The sequence below is a fragment of the Aquabacterium parvum genome (assembly GCF_001447195.1).
Taxonomy (GTDB): Bacteria; Pseudomonadota; Gammaproteobacteria; order Burkholderiales; family Burkholderiaceae_C; genus Aquabacterium; species Aquabacterium parvum.
Genome location: NZ_LFRI01000386.1, coordinates 12,277 through 28,415 on the forward strand (window position 1 = coordinate 12,277; position 16,139 = coordinate 28,415).

14 protein-coding genes are annotated in these 16,139 nt (G+C 66.4%); 13 read left to right on the plus strand and 1 reads right to left on the minus strand.

What is annotated here, in order from left to right; genetic code table 11:
* Positions 1–26 precede the first annotated feature (26 nt).
* Entirely contained in the window at positions 27–1,847 is a 1,821-nt protein-coding gene (locus tag ABG80_RS14165) for an acyl-CoA dehydrogenase C-terminal domain-containing protein (RefSeq protein ID WP_058088290.1), read from the minus strand.
* A 425-nt stretch (positions 1,848–2,272) separates the two neighbouring features.
* Between ABG80_RS14165 and ABG80_RS14170 the strand changes: the two genes are divergently transcribed.
* From ABG80_RS14170 to hpxZ, 13 genes are all read left to right on the plus strand, one after another.
* The gene (locus ABG80_RS14170) at positions 2,273–4,066 is read left to right on the plus strand and encodes a lipase family protein (protein WP_058088291.1); all 1,794 of its coding nucleotides are present in this window, start codon (positions 2,273–2,275) and stop codon (positions 4,064–4,066) included.
* 124 nt (positions 4,067–4,190) lie between these two features.
* Positions 4,191–4,919 carry a hypothetical protein gene (locus ABG80_RS14175; protein WP_152987637.1) on the plus strand — a complete coding sequence of 243 codons (729 nt, stop codon included), beginning with the start codon at positions 4,191–4,193 and terminating at the stop codon, positions 4,917–4,919.
* 205 nt (positions 4,920–5,124) lie between these two features.
* On the plus strand, positions 5,125–6,261 hold the full coding sequence (locus ABG80_RS14180) for a BMP family ABC transporter substrate-binding protein (protein ID WP_058088293.1): 1,137 nt from the start codon (positions 5,125–5,127) through the stop codon (positions 6,259–6,261).
* A gap of 73 nt (positions 6,262–6,334) precedes the next feature.
* Positions 6,335–7,441, plus strand: coding sequence for an ABC transporter permease (locus tag ABG80_RS14185; protein WP_152987665.1), 1,107 nt, complete (start codon positions 6,335–6,337; stop codon positions 7,439–7,441).
* A 38-nt stretch (positions 7,442–7,479) separates the two neighbouring features.
* Complete coding sequence (locus ABG80_RS14190) at positions 7,480–8,388, plus strand: ABC transporter permease (protein ID WP_200964332.1); 909 nt, start codon at positions 7,480–7,482, stop codon at positions 8,386–8,388.
* Between the two features lie 27 nt (positions 8,389–8,415).
* Positions 8,416–9,486 (plus strand): formamidase, encoded by a 1,071-nt coding sequence (locus tag ABG80_RS14195; RefSeq protein WP_058088295.1) that lies wholly within the window; start codon positions 8,416–8,418, stop codon positions 9,484–9,486.
* Positions 9,483–10,223 carry a biuret amidohydrolase gene (gene biuH, locus ABG80_RS14200; protein ID WP_058088296.1) on the plus strand — a complete coding sequence of 247 codons (741 nt, stop codon included), beginning with the start codon at positions 9,483–9,485 and terminating at the stop codon, positions 10,221–10,223. The genes ABG80_RS14195 and biuH overlap by 4 nt, the downstream gene beginning before the upstream one ends.
* Positions 10,224–10,301: 78 nt before the next feature.
* Positions 10,302–11,279 carry an ABC transporter substrate-binding protein gene (locus tag ABG80_RS14205; RefSeq protein WP_058088297.1) on the plus strand — a complete coding sequence of 326 codons (978 nt, stop codon included), beginning with the start codon at positions 10,302–10,304 and terminating at the stop codon, positions 11,277–11,279.
* Positions 11,280–11,283: 4 nt separating this feature from the next.
* Positions 11,284–12,063 carry an ABC transporter permease gene (locus tag ABG80_RS14210; protein WP_200964323.1) on the plus strand — a complete coding sequence of 260 codons (780 nt, stop codon included), beginning with the start codon at positions 11,284–11,286 and terminating at the stop codon, positions 12,061–12,063.
* Between the two features lie 427 nt (positions 12,064–12,490).
* The gene (locus ABG80_RS14215; RefSeq protein ID WP_058088624.1) at positions 12,491–13,288 is read left to right on the plus strand and encodes an ABC transporter ATP-binding protein; all 798 of its coding nucleotides are present in this window, start codon (positions 12,491–12,493) and stop codon (positions 13,286–13,288) included.
* 33 nt (positions 13,289–13,321) lie between these two features.
* A complete protein-coding gene (locus tag ABG80_RS14220) occupies positions 13,322–14,944 on the plus strand; it encodes an ABC transporter ATP-binding protein (protein WP_058088298.1) in 1,623 nt (540 codons plus the stop codon).
* A complete protein-coding gene (locus ABG80_RS14225; protein ID WP_058088299.1) occupies positions 14,941–15,639 on the plus strand; it encodes a cysteine hydrolase family protein in 699 nt (232 codons plus the stop codon). The genes ABG80_RS14220 and ABG80_RS14225 overlap by 4 nt, the downstream gene beginning before the upstream one ends.
* Before the next feature lie 70 nt (positions 15,640–15,709).
* The gene (hpxZ, locus tag ABG80_RS14230) at positions 15,710–16,135 is read left to right on the plus strand and encodes an oxalurate catabolism protein HpxZ (protein WP_058088300.1); all 426 of its coding nucleotides are present in this window, start codon (positions 15,710–15,712) and stop codon (positions 16,133–16,135) included.
* Positions 16,136–16,139 lie beyond the last annotated feature (4 nt).

The following is a 16,139-nucleotide window of genomic DNA, read 5'->3' on the forward strand; positions in this document are numbered from 1 at the left end:
GTTGAACAGGTGGACAGCGAGCTGGATCAGTTGAAGCTGAAGTGCTCGTTGTTCATCTGCATGACCGAGCTGGTCGACGACAGCATGGTCTTCTTGTGGCCGTCGGCGCGGGGCAGCAGGCGCTCGAAGTAGAACTCGGCGGTCTGCAGCTTGGCGGTGTAGAACTCCTTGGAGTCCTTGCCGCCCTTGGCCAGCTTCTCGTTGGCGGCAATCGCCTGCTTGAGCCAGAAGTGGCCCATCATCACGTAGCCCGAGTACATCAGGAAGTCGTTGCAGGCGGCCGAAACCACGTCGCGGTCCTTGTTGGCGCGCAGCATGATCTGCAGCGTCAGCCACTTCCATTGCAGGGCGCGCTTGAAGCAGGCGCGGGCCATCTTGCCAACCGGGCCGCCGTCCAGCAGGTGCGGCTTGGCCTGGGCGATCATCTCGTTGGTGAAGCTGAAGATGCACTTGCCACGCGATTGCAGCAGGGTCTTGCGGCCCAGCAGGTCGAGCGCCTGGATGCCGGTGGTGCCTTCGTACAGGGTCGAGATGCGCGCGTCACGGGCGATCTGCTCCATGCCGTGCTCCTTGATGTAGCCGTGGCCACCGAAGACCTGCATGCCGATGTTGGCGCACTCCAGGCCCAGCTCGGTGATGAAGCCCTTGAGGATCGGGGTGTAGAAGCCCAGGCGGTCGTCGTACTCTTCGTACTTGGCCTTGTTGCCCTCGGCCACACCGGCGACCATGTGGTCGGCCAGCTTGGCGGCGTGGTAGATCATGGCGCGGGCGCCTTCGGCAACGGCCTTTTGCGTCAGCAGCATGCGGCGCACGTCGGCGTGCCAGATCAGGGCGTCGTTGGGATGTTCGGCGTCCTTCTTGCCGGAGACGGCGCGCATGGAGCGACGCTCCTTGGCATAGGGCAGGGCGCCCTGGTAGGACAGCTCGGCGTGGGCCAGGCCTTGCACGGCGGTGCCGATGCGGGCGGTGTTCATGAACGTGAACATGGCTTCCAGGCCCTTGTTGGGCTCGGCGATCATGTAGGCGGTGGCCTCGTCGAAGTTCATGACGCAGGTGGCCGAGGCGCGGATGCCCATCTTGTGCTCGAGCGCGCCGGCGCGCACGGTGTTGCGCGCACCCAGGCTGCCGTCCTTGTTCACCAGGAACTTGGGCACGATGAACAGCGAGATGCCGCGGGTGCCCTTGGGGGCGTCCGGCAGGCGGGCCAGCACGATGTGGATGATGTTCTCGGCCAGGTCGTGTTCACCGGACGAGATGAAGATCTTGGTGCCGGTGAGCTTGTAGGTGCCGTCGCCAGCCGGTTCGGCCTTGGTCTTGACCTGGCCCAGGTCGGTGCCGCACTGGGGTTCGGTCAGGCACATGGTGCCGGTCCACTCGCCGCTGACCAGGGGGGGCATGTAGGTGTTCTTCTGCTCGGTGGAGCCGAACTGGAAGACGGTGTTCATGCAGCCCAGCGACAGGCCGGGGTACATGGTGAACGACCAGTTGGCCGTGCCCATCATCTCGGCCTTGAGCAGGTTCAGCGACATGGGCAGTTCCTGGCCGCCGTACTCCTTGGGGTGCGACAGGCCTTGCCAGCCACCGGCCACGTACTCCGCATAGGCTTCCTTGAAGCCCTTGGGCGTGGTGACTTCGCCGTCCTGGATGGTGCAGCCTTCCAGGTCGCCCGGCAGGTTCAGGGGCGCCAGCACTTCTTCGCAGAAGGTTGCGCAGCCTTCGAGGATGGCGTCGACCATGTCGGGCGAGGCCTCATCGCCGCCGGGCAGGCCCTTGTAGTGGCCTTCGTAGTCGAAGACTTCGTTGAGCAGGAAGCGCACGTCGCGCAAAGGGGCCTTGTACTGCGGCATATGTCACCTCGGTGTGGTCGGGGCAGGCGGCTCGTGGCCACTGCGGTCATGGATGGGAATTCGAACGATCGTTCATTTCAAACGTTCGTTTGAGACAGGCGGGTTTATACCCCAAGCCACCGAGCCTGTGTCAAGGATCTCCGTGGGGGTGGCGCGGTTTTCGCCCTTTGCGGGGGGCGTGCTCCCGTGAACAAGGGGTGTGTCGCCCTTCGTTCCCGCTTCGCGAAACGGGTTCTGCCTGGCAAAAAAGGGCGCTTTCCCAGGGCGCGCGCGCTGGAGCGGGGCGGGGTTAGCCCGTTCGTGTTGCGCACTCTCCCCATGGTGGTGAGCCGCGCCGTCTCAACAGAATGCGCCACCTGCGGATTAACGTTGAGCGTTCGATGCTCGTTCGGTTTGCGGGCCCATTCCTCAATCTGGAGAGAGACATGCAAACTGTTCCACGCTTTGTTCTTCGCGCCTTGCCCCTGGCGGCATTGGCCTGTGCCTTGGGCACGGCTTCGGCCGCCCCGGTGGAAGGCCCTGCCGACATGCGCTTTTATGACGCACCTGCGGCCCTGTCCGGCCAACATGGCGACCTGATTTCCTACCGCGGCACCTCGGTCAACCTCGGCAACGGGGCGCCTGACAACAAGGCCTGGAACGTGATGTACCAGTCCACCGACTCGCGCGGCGCGGCCAACGTGGTCACCGGCACCGTCATCGTGCCGACCACGCCCTGGACCGGTGGTGGCGAGCGCCCGGTGATCTCCTACGCCGTCGGCACCCACGGCCTGGCCCAGCGCTGCGCCCCCTCGCTGCAGCTCAGCCAGGGCAAGGACTACGAGGCCGCCAACATCTCGGCCGCGCTGAAGGCCGGCTACGCCGTGCTGGTGTCCGACTACCAGGGCTACACCAACGGCTCCACCCCGACCTACCTGGCCGGCGCGTCGCAAGGCAACGCCGTGCTCGACATCGTGCGCGCCGCCACGCAAGTGCCGCTCAGCGGCATCACCAGCTCGGCCAAAGTCGCCATCTGGGGTTACTCGCAAGGCGGCCAGAGTGCGGCCTGGGCCGCCCAGCGCCAAGCTGCCTACGCGCCCGGTGTGAAGCTCACCGCCGTGGCCGCTGGTGGCGTGCCCGCCGACTTCCCCACCACCGCTCGCTACCTCGATGGCAGCACCGGTGCCTCCTTCCTGCTCGGCGGCGTGGTGGGCCTGGCCCAGCAGTACCCGGAAGCCATCCCCCTGAGCACGCTGGCCAACGCCGACGGCCAGGCCACCATCGCTCGTGGCAAGCAGCAGTGCGTGTTCGAAGCCCTGTTCGACCTGCAGAACGACAAGCTGTCGCAGTACACCGTGGGCAACCAGTCGCTTGACCAGCTGCTGGCCGCCAAGCCCGAGATCAACGCCGTGGTGCAGGCCCAGAACCTGGGCGCCGACAAGGTCAGCGTGCCGCTGTACCAGTACCACGGCAAGGCCGACGAGTTCATCCCGCTGGCCCAGACCGTGGCGCTCAAGAAGAAGTACTGCGGCAAGTTCTCCAACGTCACGTTCGACACCTACCCCAGCGAGCACATCGCCACGCAGTTCCAGGCCGCACCGTACGTGCTGAGCTGGCTGGCCGACCGCTTTGCCGGCAAGTACACCTCGGGCACCTGCCTGACGCTCAACGCCGAGCCGAAGTCCACCGCCTACCCGCCGGGTGGCAACCTCGTGGTGGGCCTGGACAAGTGGCCGCTGACCGCCTCCGTGGGCCTCAAGACCCTGGGCCAGACGGTGAACCTGCCCAAGGAATCGACCTTCACGGCCGAAGCCGACGTGACCCAGCCGCGCCTGTCGGGCACCCTGAACGTGCCCAACTTCAAGCAGACCATCAAGATCATCGGCCTGCCCATCTCGGTGGGTTTGCAGATCACGCCGGTGGGCTCGGCCTCGGGCACGGTCAACCTCGACACCGAGGGCCAGCTGAAGATCCGTGGCAACGCACAGGCCAACATCACCATCACCTCGGTGCTGGGCATCCCGTTCGGCGAGTGCAAGACCGAGAAGCCGGTGGACTTCCCGCTGACCTTCGACGGCCCGGTCTCGTCGCTGGGCAATGGGGGCCTGACCTTCCAGGGCACGACCACCTTCCCGCAGATCAAGGGCTGCATGATCTCGGCCATCCTCTCGGCGCTGATGTCCGGCAGCGGTCAGGCCTACAGCTTCACGGTCGCACCGCCCGCACCCGTGCGTTATTGACGCGAAGGCGACAAACCCCATGCCGGTCATTCAGCTGAGTTCGGGTTTGTCGCAGAGCCCGTGGCCCCGCTCGGCGTGCACAGTGGCGCATGCCTCGGGCGGGGCCCGGGCTCAGGAGCTTGCCATGTCTCAAACCATCTCCACCGTGCGGCGCTCGGCGCCTGGGCGGATGAAGTGGCGCCTCGCCGGTGGCGCGGTGGTGGCCTTGCTGATCGGCGCCCTTTGGCGCGCCGAAGACGTCCCTCCCACGCCCAGCCACCCAGCGGTGGCCCTGACGGGTTCGGCCCCGGTCACCTTTGCCCCGCCGTCGGCGGGCACCAGCGATGGCTCGACCGACCTGACAGCCTTGAAGGCGGAGCTCGAAACGGCCGCCATGGCCATCGACCAGGCGCGTGACCTGGCGCCCGAAGGCCCGGTGCACACGCGCCCCGACTACGTCTCCCCCATGGAATGGATGGTGCTGCAAGGCGTGGCCAACCAGCACGCCAACGCCGAACGCGAACTCTCGCGCATGGTGCACTTCCTGCGATTCAACAAGCAACTCGAACGCTGGGAAGGGCTGAGCGCGGGCGGCGACCCGGCGCTGCGCCGCGCCCTGGCTTCCGCGCTCGTGACCGATTTGCCTGCCCGCGTGGGGCAGGGCGACCTCTCGGCCTCCGATGCGCGCACCTTGCTCATGCGCCTGCTGGCCGACGCCGAGCCCGATGCCACCCTGCGTGAGGCCCGAATGGGCGACACCATGGCCCGAATCGAAGCCGGCTCTCGTGCTGCCGCCCAGGCCCTGGCCGACAGCGGCAAGGCCGTCGTGCCCGTGGGTTCTGCCCCGGTCGGCGCGAACACCCCCACCCGCTGAGGCGCCTGACGCGCCTGGCGGTCCTTCCTCCTTCGTCTTTTCTCCTTCGCTGTCAGTCGGACGAGTCCGGGCTGGCCCCTGACCGAGCTCGATCAGGCACGCCTTGTGCTTGTATACCAGTCGGTACACCAAGACCGAGCGGCGCGTGCCTCGCGCCGGTGCAGTCGGGGTGACATCTGCAACTGACTGGTGCAAGGAGAAGCGCATGACCGTGGGCCAAGGCAATCGTTCGGGTTGGAATCGTCGTGACTGGATCAAGGGGGTGGGGGCTGGTGGTGCCGGCCTGGCCCTGGGCCCGCTGGGCCTGACGCAGGCTTTCGCACAGAAGCCGATCACCATCGGCATGATCTACGTCGGCCCCAAGGACGACTTCGGCTACAACCAATCGCACTACGAAGCCGCCATGGCCCTCAAGGGCTTGCCCGGCGTGAAGATCGTGGGCGAAGAGAACGTGCCCGAGACCCAGGCCGTGCAAAAGACCATGCAAGGCATGATCTCGCAAGACGGTGCCACGCTGTTGTTCCCGACCTCGTTCGGTTACTTCAACCCGCACATCCTCGAGGTCTCCAAGAAGAACCCCGACGTGCGCTTCTCGCACTGCGGCGGTCTGTGGGACGCGGCCAAGCACCCCAAGAGCGTGGGCAGCTTCTTTGGCTACATCGACGAGTGCCAGTACCTCAACGGCGTGATCGCCGGGCACATGACGAAGTCGAAAAAGATCGGCTTCATCGCGGCCAAGCCCATCCCGCAGGTGCTGCGCAACATCAACGCGTTCACGCTGGGCGCCAAATCGGTCAAGCCCGACATCACCTGCTCGGTCATCTTCACCGGTGACTGGTCGATGCCCGTGAAAGAGGCCGAGGCCACCAACAGCCTGGCCGACCAGGGTGTCGATGTCTTCACCATGCACGTCGACGGCCCCAAGGTGATCGTCGAGACGGCCGCCCGCCGTGGCAAGTTCGTCTGCGGATACCACGCCTCGCAAGCCAAGCTGGCTCCCAACGCCTACCTGACCGGCGCCGAGTGGAACTGGGTCACGCCCTACAAGCAGATCCTCGAAGCCGCCCAGACCGGCAAGCCGCACCCTAACTTCATGCGCGGTGGTTTGAAGGAAGGTTATGTGAAGACCTCGCCATACGGCTCGATGGTGCCGGAGGGCGCGCGCAAGCAGGCCGACGCCATCAAGGCCGCCATGCTGAAAGACGAGTTCGAGATCTTCAAGGGCGAGCTCAAGGACAACACCGGCAAGGTCATCATCCCCAAGGGCACCGTCATGAAGCAGACCGACGTGGCCCTGGAGGGCATGAACTACCTGGTCGAAGGCGTCATCGGCAAGATCTGAGGACGGCAAGAGCATGTCGGCACCCGCAGCTTCGGCCTCATCGTCCCACTGGGTCACGCTGTTCGACAACGTGATGCTGCCGGTGCTGGCCCTGGCCGGCAGCCTGCTGCTGTTCGGTGGCTTCGTCTGGCTGGGCGGGGCTTCGCCAGTCGAAGCGTGGGTGCTGCTGTTCAAGGGCGCCTTCGGCGACGCCTTCTCGTGGCAGAACACGCTGCAGCGCGCCGCGCCGCTGATGCTGACCGCGCTTTGCGTGGCGCTGCCTCAGCGCGCAGGACTGATGGTCATCGGTGGCGAGGGCGCCTTGGTGCTGGGTGGCCTGGCCTGCGCCGGGCTGCCTTACCTGTTCGCGGTGCCCGACAGCGCGGCGGGCACGTTGATGGTGCTGATCGCCTCGGCGCTGGCCGGTGCAGCCTGGATCGCGCTGGCGGGTGTGTTGCGGCAGTACCGCAGGGTCAATGAAACCATCAGCTCTTTGCTGTTGAGCTACCTGGCCATCGGTCTGTTCAAGCATTGGGTCGAAGGCCCGATGCGTGACCCGGCCAGCTTGAACAAACCCTCCACACAGCCGCTGTCCGAGGGCGTGCTGATGGGCTTGATCCCCGGCTACGAGGTGCACTGGGGGCTGGTGATCGGCGTGGTGGCCTGCGTGGCGGCAGGGCTGTGGTTGCATGGCTCCACGCATGGCTTTGCCACCCGCGTCGTGGGTGGCAACGCGCGCGCGGCCCGCCTGGTGGGCCTGCCCAGTCACCGATTGATCATCACGGCGTGTGCGCTCGGGGGGGCCGGGGCCGGGCTGGCCGGTGGCATCGAGGTGGTGGCTGTGCACACCTCGGCCAACGCTTCCTTGATCGTCGGCCTGGGCTACACGGGCATCCTGGTGTCCTTCGTGGCCCGTCACAGCCCCTGGGCCATCGTGCCGGTGGCCATCCTGTTCGGCGGCTTCGGTGCGGCGGGCAGTTTGCTGCAGCGCCGGCTTGATTTGCCCGATGCCTCGGTGATGGTGCTGCAGGGCTTTGCCTTCGTGCTGATCCTGGCGGCCGAAGCCTGGCGTGGTCGCCTGGGCGAATGGCTGCAGGCACGCGCCGCGATGGCGCCCAACCTGCCTGGTCACGAAACCAGCCGGCAGCGGCTGCAGCGCGAGGCCCTCAAGGCCCTGCGCCAAAACAAGGAGGCTGCATGAGCGCCGAAGTTGTCACCTTGGGGAATTCATTGGGCGGCATGTGGGGCGACGTGGCCCTGGCCGTGCTGGGCGGGGCCATCCGCGTGGGCACGCCCTTTCTGTTCGTGAGCCTGGGTGAGTGCCTCACCGAAAAATCCGGCCGCATCAACCTGGGCCTCGAAGGCGTGCTGGTGCTGTCGGCCATGACCGGCTTTGCCGGCAGCTACCTCACCGGCTCGGCCTGGCTGGGTGTGTTGCTGGCGGCTTTTGCAGGGGCGCTGCTGGCGATGTTGCACGGGCTGCTGTGCTCGCTGCCGCGCGTCAACGACATCGCAACGGGCATCGCCCTGATGTTGCTGGGCGCTGGCCTGGCTTTCTACCTGGGCAAGCCCCTGATCCAGCCGCAAGCAGCGCAACTTCCTGCGCTGGAGTGGGGCGCCTGGAGCGACTCGCCTCAGGTGCAGGCGGCGCTGCGCATCAATGCGTTGTTCCCCATCGGGGTGCTGCTGGCGGTGTTCCTGGCCTGGGCCTTGGCCAACACGCGCTGGGGCCTGATCGTGCGCATGGCCGGCGACAGCAGCGATGCCGCGCGTGCGCTGGGCTACTCGGTCAACGGCGTGCGCATCTGGGCGACGACGGCTGGGGGCTTCCTGGCCGGCATCGGTGGCGCGTCGCTGTCGCTGTACTACCCGGGCAGCTGGAACGAGGGGCTGTCGTCAGGGCAGGGCCTGATCGCCGTCGCCCTGGTCATCTTCGCGCGCTGGCGGCCGTTGGCTTGCCTGGGCGCGGCGCTGTTGTTCGGCGGGGCAGGGGCCTTGGGCCCGGCATTGCAGTCGGTGGGCATCGGCTGGGGCTACCACCTCTTCAACGCCATGCCCTATGCCTTGACCCTGCTGATCCTGATCTGGACCTGCAGCCCCAAGCGCTCGCTGCAAGGCGCGCCGATGGAGCTGGGTGTTTCTCGCTGACCTGTTGGTCAACCAAGGAGCCTGACGATGAGTGGACTCGGTGGCCTGAACAAGACGCCTTCGGGCATGGTGATGGGCCTGGTGCAACTGCAGCTGCCGGTGGTCGAGACCCCGGCGCAGCTGGCGTCGCAAACGCAACGCATCGTGGACATGGTGGGCAAGGCCCGCCGCAGCTACCCGGGCATGGACCTGGTGGTGTTCCCCGAGTACTCGCTGCACGGCCTGAGCATGAGCACGGCCGATGAGCTCATGGTCACGCTCGACGGCCCCGAGGTGGCCGCCTTCAAGGCTGCTTGCGTGGCCAACAAAATCTGGGGCTGCTTCTCGATCATGGAGAAGAACGCCGGCGGCAACCCGTACAACACGGGCCTGATCATCGACGACCAGGGCGAGCTCCAGCTCTACTACCGCAAGTACCACCCCTGGGTGCCGGTCGAGCCCTGGGAGCCCGGCAACATGGGCATCCCCGTCATAACCGGGCCCAAAGGCGTCAAGCTCGCGCTCATCATCTGCCACGACGGCATGTTCCCCGAGATGGCGCGCGAGTGCGCCTACCAGGGCGCCGAGCTGATGATCCGCACGGCCGGCTACACCGCGCCCATCCGCCACGCCTGGTCCATCACCAACCAGGCCAACGCTTTTCAGAACCTCATGGTCACGGCCAGCGTCTGCCTGTGCGGCAGCGACGGCACCTTCGACTCGATGGGCGAGGCCATGGTCTGCAACTTCGACGGCACCGTGATGGCGCAAGGCGGTGGCCGCCCTGATGAGATCGTGTGCGCCGAGGTGCGCGCCGACCTGGTCCGCGAAGCCCGTGTGCACTGGGGCGTGGAGAACAACATCCACCAGTTCTTCCACCGCGGCTACGTCGCCGTCAAAGGTGGGGCGCAGGACTGCCCCTACACCTTCATGCAGGACATGGTGGCCAGCCTCGCCCGCCTGCCTTGGGAGGACGAGGTGGTGCACACCGACGGCACGTCTTGCGGCTTTGTCGCGCCAACGCGGGTGTTCCGGGGCAGCGAGCCCAACCTGCTGTCCCCCACCGCGAAGCCTGACGTGCAACCCGACGAGCAACCCGACCTGAAGGACGCCGCATGAGCCCCACCACCTACGTCGACGCCCAGCCCTACCAGTGGCCCTACAACGGCGACCTGCGCCCCGCCAACACCGCGCTGATCATCATCGACATGCAGACCGACTTCTGTGGCGAAGGCGGCTACGTCGACAAGATGGGCTACGACATCAGCGCCACGCGCGCGCCCATCGAGCCGCTCAAGGTGTTGCTGGCCGAGGCCCGCCGCGTCGGCATGCTCGTCATCCACACCCGCGAAGGCCACCGGCCTGACCTGAGCGACCTGCCCGCCAACAAACGCTGGCGCTCGCGCCAGATCGGCACCAACGGCGTCGGCATCGGCGACGTCGGCCCGTGCGGACGCATCCTGGTGCGCGGCGAGCCGGGCTGGGACATCATCCCCGAGCTCTACCCCATCGATGGCGAGCCCATCATCGACAAGCCTGGCAAGGGCAGCTTCTACGCGACCGACCTGGAACTGGTGTTGCACACCAAAGGCATCCAGAACGTGGTGTTGACGGGCATCACCACCGACGTGTGCGTGCACACCACCATGCGCGACGCCAACGACCGCGGCTTCGAGTGCGTGATGCTGACCGACTGCACTGGCGCGACCGACCCGGGCAACCACGCCGCCGCCTTCTCGATGATCAAGATGCAGGGCGGCGTGTTCGGCGCGGTGTCGGACTCCAAAGCCCTGATTCGCGCCATGCAGGCCTGGCCATCGGTGGCGCCTGCAGCAGGCGTGGCCAGGGCGGCTTGATGGCCGTTTGGTGAGCTGCCCCACCCCGCTGAATCCTTCCTCCACGCCCCAAATCACCCCCACCCGAAAGCCGAACCCATGCGCACGTCTCGCCGTCAGTTCATCCAGACCTCCGCCGCTGCCCTGGCATTCGGTGCCAGCCTGCCTTCGGCGCGCGCGCAAGACGACAAGATCCTCATCGGCTACTGGCCCATTGCCTCGGGCCTGCCGCTGTACACGGCGCTCGAGCGCGGCTTCTTCAAGGAGGCGGGGCTGAACGTCGAGGGCGTGAAGTTCGCCAGCGCTCAGCAGGTGGCCGAAGCCATGATCGCCGGCCGCATCCATGGTTCTGCCAACGGCACGGCTTCGGCGGTGCTGGGCCTGGCCGAGATCACCTCGCCCAACCTGTTCAAGATCATCTGCTCCAACCCCTCGAATCACAAGCTGGTGCTCGACCAGTTCGTGGTGCCCAAGGACAGCCCGATCAAGTCCATCGCCGAGCTCAAGGGCAAGCGCGTGGCATCGGGCCCCGGCATCCAGAACGTGACCCTGGCCAAGATCATCCTGGAAAAGAACGGCATCCCGGATGCCAAGGTGGTCGAGCTGCCCATCGGTCAGCACGTGCCCGCGCTGGCTGCCGACCAGCTCGACGCGGTTTACACGCTGGAGCCCACAGGCACAGCCGGCCGCCTCAAGGGCCTCACGCGCGTGCTGGAGAACGGCGTGATCAGCAAGTACGTGCTGGGCGCGGCCGATGCGCCCTGGTTCGGCGGCTCGGCCAGCGTCACCACCACCTTCCTGAAAGAGCGACCGGCCGATGCCAAGAAGTACATCGCGGCCTACGCCCGTGCGGTGGACTTCGTGCGCAAGAACCCGGCTGAGGTGCGCAAGCACATCGACGGCTTCACCGCCATCGACCCGTCGCTGGTGCAGGAAGTGCCGCTGTCCGGCTTCACGCTCTACAACGAGTTCACGGCGTCCGACCTGGGCTACTTCCAGAAGTTCTTCGACATCTTCACCGAGCGCAAGATCTTCTCGCGCGCGGTGCCGGTCAAGCCCTTGATCTACGTGGGCTGAAGCCATGATCCCCAAGCCCCTGGACCGTCTGTTCGATGCTCGGCTGCTGCCGTTCATTGGCCCCTTGCTGCTGTTCGGTGTCTGGCAGCTGGTGATATCGGCCCAGTGGGTCAAGCCTGTGCTGCTGCCACCGCCCAGCGAGACCCTCGCGCACTTGTGGGAGGTGGTGGTCACCGGAGCCATCCGTGAAGACTTCATGTCGACCCTGGTGCGCACGCTCTCGGCCTTCGGCATCGCCGTGGTCATCGGTGTGCCGCTGGGTGTGATGCTGGGCAGCTCGGTCAACGCCTACCGCAGCGTCGAGTTCCTCATCGACTTCTTCCGCTCCACGCCTTCGTCGGCGCTGATCCCGCTGTTCCTGCTGATCTTCGGCATCACCGACGCGAACAAGATTGCGATCGCGGCGTTCGCGGCCGTGTTGCTGGTGCTGTTCAACAGCGCCTACGGCGTGATGAACGCCAAGAAGACCCGCGTGATGGCGGCGCAGATCATGGGTGTCTCACGCTGGCACGTGTTCAAGGACGTGATGCTGATGGAGAGCCTGGCGCAGACCTTCGTGGGTTTGCGCACGGGCGTGTCGATGTCGCTGGTGATCGTCATCGTGGCGGAGATGTTCATTGGCTCCGAGACGGGCTTGGGGCACCGCATCATCGATGCGCAGCAGGTCTTCAACGTCAAGGACATGTACACGTCGATCCTGATCACCGGTGCTTTGGGATATGCGCTCAACCTGGTTTTTTTGCTGATCGAGAAGAGGCTGGTTCACTGGAGTGGGAAAGCATGAGTGGTGCTCCGCTCGGTCCTGCCTTTGCTGTGCCGGCATTGGCGCGTGGGTGGCTGGCTCCGCTCATGTCCCCCGGGCGGGCTGCGCCCGCCCTCCTCCTTTACTTCGCTGCGCCAGCCACCCACGCGCCAATGCTGCGCGGCGCTCTGGCAGTGCCTTCGCTGCGCGAAGGCTGGGGGGTTGATTGCGGCAAACGCCGCAATCAACCCCCTTCCCACCACCTGCGCGGTGAAAGAAGCGGGCAGTGGGGTGCATGGCGCAGCGAAGTAAAGGGGGAGCCCAGGCGCAGCCTGGGCGGAGGACATGAGCGGAGCCGTGCGCCCCACTGCTCGCTTCGGTTTCACCGCCCAACCCCCAACCCAACAACAACCTCCAACCCACCCAGATCTTCTTTCAAAAGGACCACCCCATGAACGCCGCCGTCCTGATGAACGATGAACCGATGGCCCTTCATCAAGAGGCCACCAAGTCCCGCCCCCACGTCACCGTGCGCGGCCTGTGCAAATCCTTCGCCGGCGCCCCCCTCTACACCGACTTCAACCTCGACCTGCCCCGCAGCAAGATCGTCTCCATCTTCGGCCCCAACGGCTGCGGCAAGTCCACGCTGATGAACATGATCGCCGGCCTCATTCCGCTTGACGCTGGCGAAATCCTCTTCGACGGCAAGACGCTGAAAGAAACCAAGATCGGCTACGTCTTCCAGAACTACCGTGACGCGCTTTTTCCGTGGCTCACGGCCCGCGACAACATCGCCTACCCCCTGCGCAGGCAAGGCATGAAAGAGGCCGACGTGCAGGCCCGCGTGGAAGAGTTGATCAAGCTTTTCGAGATCCGATTCGACCTGTCACGCTACCCCTACGAGCTCTCCGGCGGCCAGCAGCAGACCGTGTGCATCATGCGCGCGCTCGCACCGCGCCCCGAAGTCATGTTCCTCGATGAGCCCTTCTCGGCGCTCGACTTCGAGATGACCCTCTTCATCCGCGAAAAGCTGCAGGAAGCCCACCTCGCCACCGGCACCACCATGGTCATCGTCTCGCACGACCTCGAGGACGCCGTTTTCCTCGCCGACGAGATCCTGCTGCTCACGCGCCGCCCCACCAGCATCGCCGAGATCGTGCCCTTCACACTGGCCCGACCCCGTGTGCCCGAGACCATGTCCGACCCCGAGTTCGTGCGCGTCAAGGCCCGCACCCTCGAAGTCTTCCGCCGCGAGATGGCCGCTTGAATCCACCATGAACTGAGCGAACAGGACCCGCCCATGACCGCCCCGCTCGACCCCACCCTGCAGCCCGCCCCCAAAACCGGTGCGCTGGCCTTGAGCACCTACCAGCTCACCAAGCGCTTCGGCGCCTTCACCGCACTCGACCACGTCGACATCGAGGTGCGCCCCGGCACCGTGCACGCCCTGCTCGGTGAAAACGGCGCAGGCAAATCGACGCTGGTCAAGGCCATCGTCGGCTACCACCTGCCCGACGAAGGCGCCGTGCTCATCGACGGCCGCGAACACGCCATCACCTCGCCCGTGGTGGCGCGCGAACTCGGCATCGGCATGGTCTACCAGCATTTCACCGTCGTGCCCGGCATGACCGTGGCCGAGAACCTGCTGCTGGCCAAGGGCGCACTGCCTGCCGTCATCCCGTGGAAGCAGGTGCGCGCCGAGCTCGAAGCCTTCATGTCGACCACGCCCTTCAAGCTCGACCTCGACGCCCGGCCGGTCGACCTGTCCGCCGGTGAGAAGCAAAAGCTCGAAATCCTCAAGCAGCTCTACCTCAAGCCGCGCCTGCTCATCCTCGACGAGCCCACTTCCGTGCTCACCCCGCAAGAGGCCGACGAGGTGCTGGGCGCCTTGCGCGACCGTGCGCACGCCGGCGACGTCAGCGTCATCATGATTTCGCACAAGTTCCGTGAGGTCATGGAGGTGTCGGACGACGTCAGCGTGCTGCGCCGGGGCAAGCTCATGGGCAGCCACCGCGTGGCCGACACCACGCCGCGCATGCTGGGCGCCGAGATGATGGGCCAGGCCGACTCGGCGAACTCGGGCGCCGCCATGGGCACGCTGGGCCAGGAACTCGAACGCACAGCACAACCTGCCGATGCCAGCGAACGCCTGCGCATCGAAGGCCTGCACGTTGATGGCGACCGCGGCGAACGCGCCGTGCGCGACTTCAGCCTGAGCGTCAAGGCCGGCGAAATCGTCGGCGTGGCGGGCGTCTCGGGCAACGGGCAGCGCGAGCTGATGGAAGCCCTGGTCGGCCAGCGCGACCGCGCCGGTGGACAGGTCTTCGTGGCCGGCGAGGCCTACCGCGCCACCCGCGCCCAGAACCAACGACTGAATGTGCGCAGCCTGCCCGAAGAGCCGCTGCGCAACGCCAGCGTGGGCGACCTCAGCGTGGCCATGAACATCGGCCTGCGCCGCTTCGACCAGGCCCCGGCCGCGCGCGGCGGCTGGCTGCGCGGCGGCGTGCTGCGCCAGCAAGCGCGCGAACTCATCGCCACCTACGGCATCAAGACCCAGGGCGAAAACGCCCCCATCCGATCGCTGTCGGGCGGCAACGTGCAGCGCGCCGTGCTGGCGCGCGAGCTCGACGGCCAGGTCGACGTGCTGCTCGTGGCCAACCCCGTCTTCGGCCTCGACTTCGCCGCCGTGGCCGAGATCCACTCGCGCATCATGGCTGTGCGCAACGCCGGTGGCGCCGTGCTGCTCATCAGCGAAGACCTCGACGAGTTGCTCAAACTTGCCGACCGCATCGTCGTGGTGAGCGAAGGCCAGGTGGTGCACAGTTGCGACGCGCGCGACGCCGATCGCCACGTGCTGGGCAGCTTCATGGGCGGACACCACCACGGGCCGAACGACCACGGCACACACCAGGAGGCCGCATGACCCGCACCGCAGCCCTGACCCTCAACGCCAAACCCTTCGACTTCGACTTCGACGTCGCGCACACCGCGCTCATCGTCATCGACATGCAGCGCGACTTCGTCGAGCCCGGCGGCTTCGGAGCCTCGCTGGGCAACGACGTCAATCTGCTGCGCGCCATCATCCCCACCGTGCGCCGAGTGATGGACGCCTGGCGCGCCGCCGGCGGCCTCCTCATCCACACCCGCGAAGGCCACACGCCCGACCTTTCAGACTGCCCGCCCGCCAAGCGCCTGCGCGGCTCGCCCAGCCTGCGCATCGGTGACATCGGCCCCATGGGTCGCATCCTCATCCAGGGCGAGCCAGGCCACGGCATCGTCCCCGAGCTGGCGCCGCTGCCCGGCGAGCCTGTGATCGACAAGCCTGGCAAAGGCTCCTTCCACGCCACCGGCCTGCAGGAGCTGCTCGCATCACGCGGCATCACGCACCTCATCATCATGGGCGTGACCACCGAGGTCTGCGTGCAGACCACCATGCGCGAGGCCAACGACCGCGGCTACGACTGTCTGCTGCTCGAAGATGGCACCGAAAGCTACTTCCCCGAATTCAAGGCCGCCACGCTGGCGATGATCCGCGCGCAAGGCGGCATCGTCGGCTGGACCGCACCCAGCGCCGAGTTGCTGTCGGCGCTGGCGCCGGTGGTGGCCACGCCGCTGTGAGCGGGCCGCAGGTGCCTGCCACCGGCATGACGATCACCCCCCATCTCACCACCCGTCTCCCATCGATCCCATGACCCTGCCACCCGACCAGGTCAACCGCCCCGATGTTGTCGCCGAGCTGACCGCGCTGTTCCTCGATTACGAGGCCGCGCTCATGGCCAACGATGCAGACGTGCTCAACGGCTATTTCTGGCAGCACGATGCCGTCACCCGCTACGGCATCGCCGACACGCAAAAAGGCCACGCGGCCCTGGTGGCCTACCGCGCCAGCGTGCCAGCCCCTGATTTCACGCGCGCCCTGCACGATGTGCGGATCACCACCTTCGGCGCCGACATGGCGGTGGCCATGTGCGAGTTCCGTCGCAGCGACACCCCTTTGCACGGTTTCCAGACCCAGACCTGGGTGCGCCTGCCATCGGGGTGGAAAATCGTGTCTGCTCACGTGAGCATGGTGCCCTTGGACAAAAGGGCGCCACCCGGATCTCCCCCGCGTTGAAGGC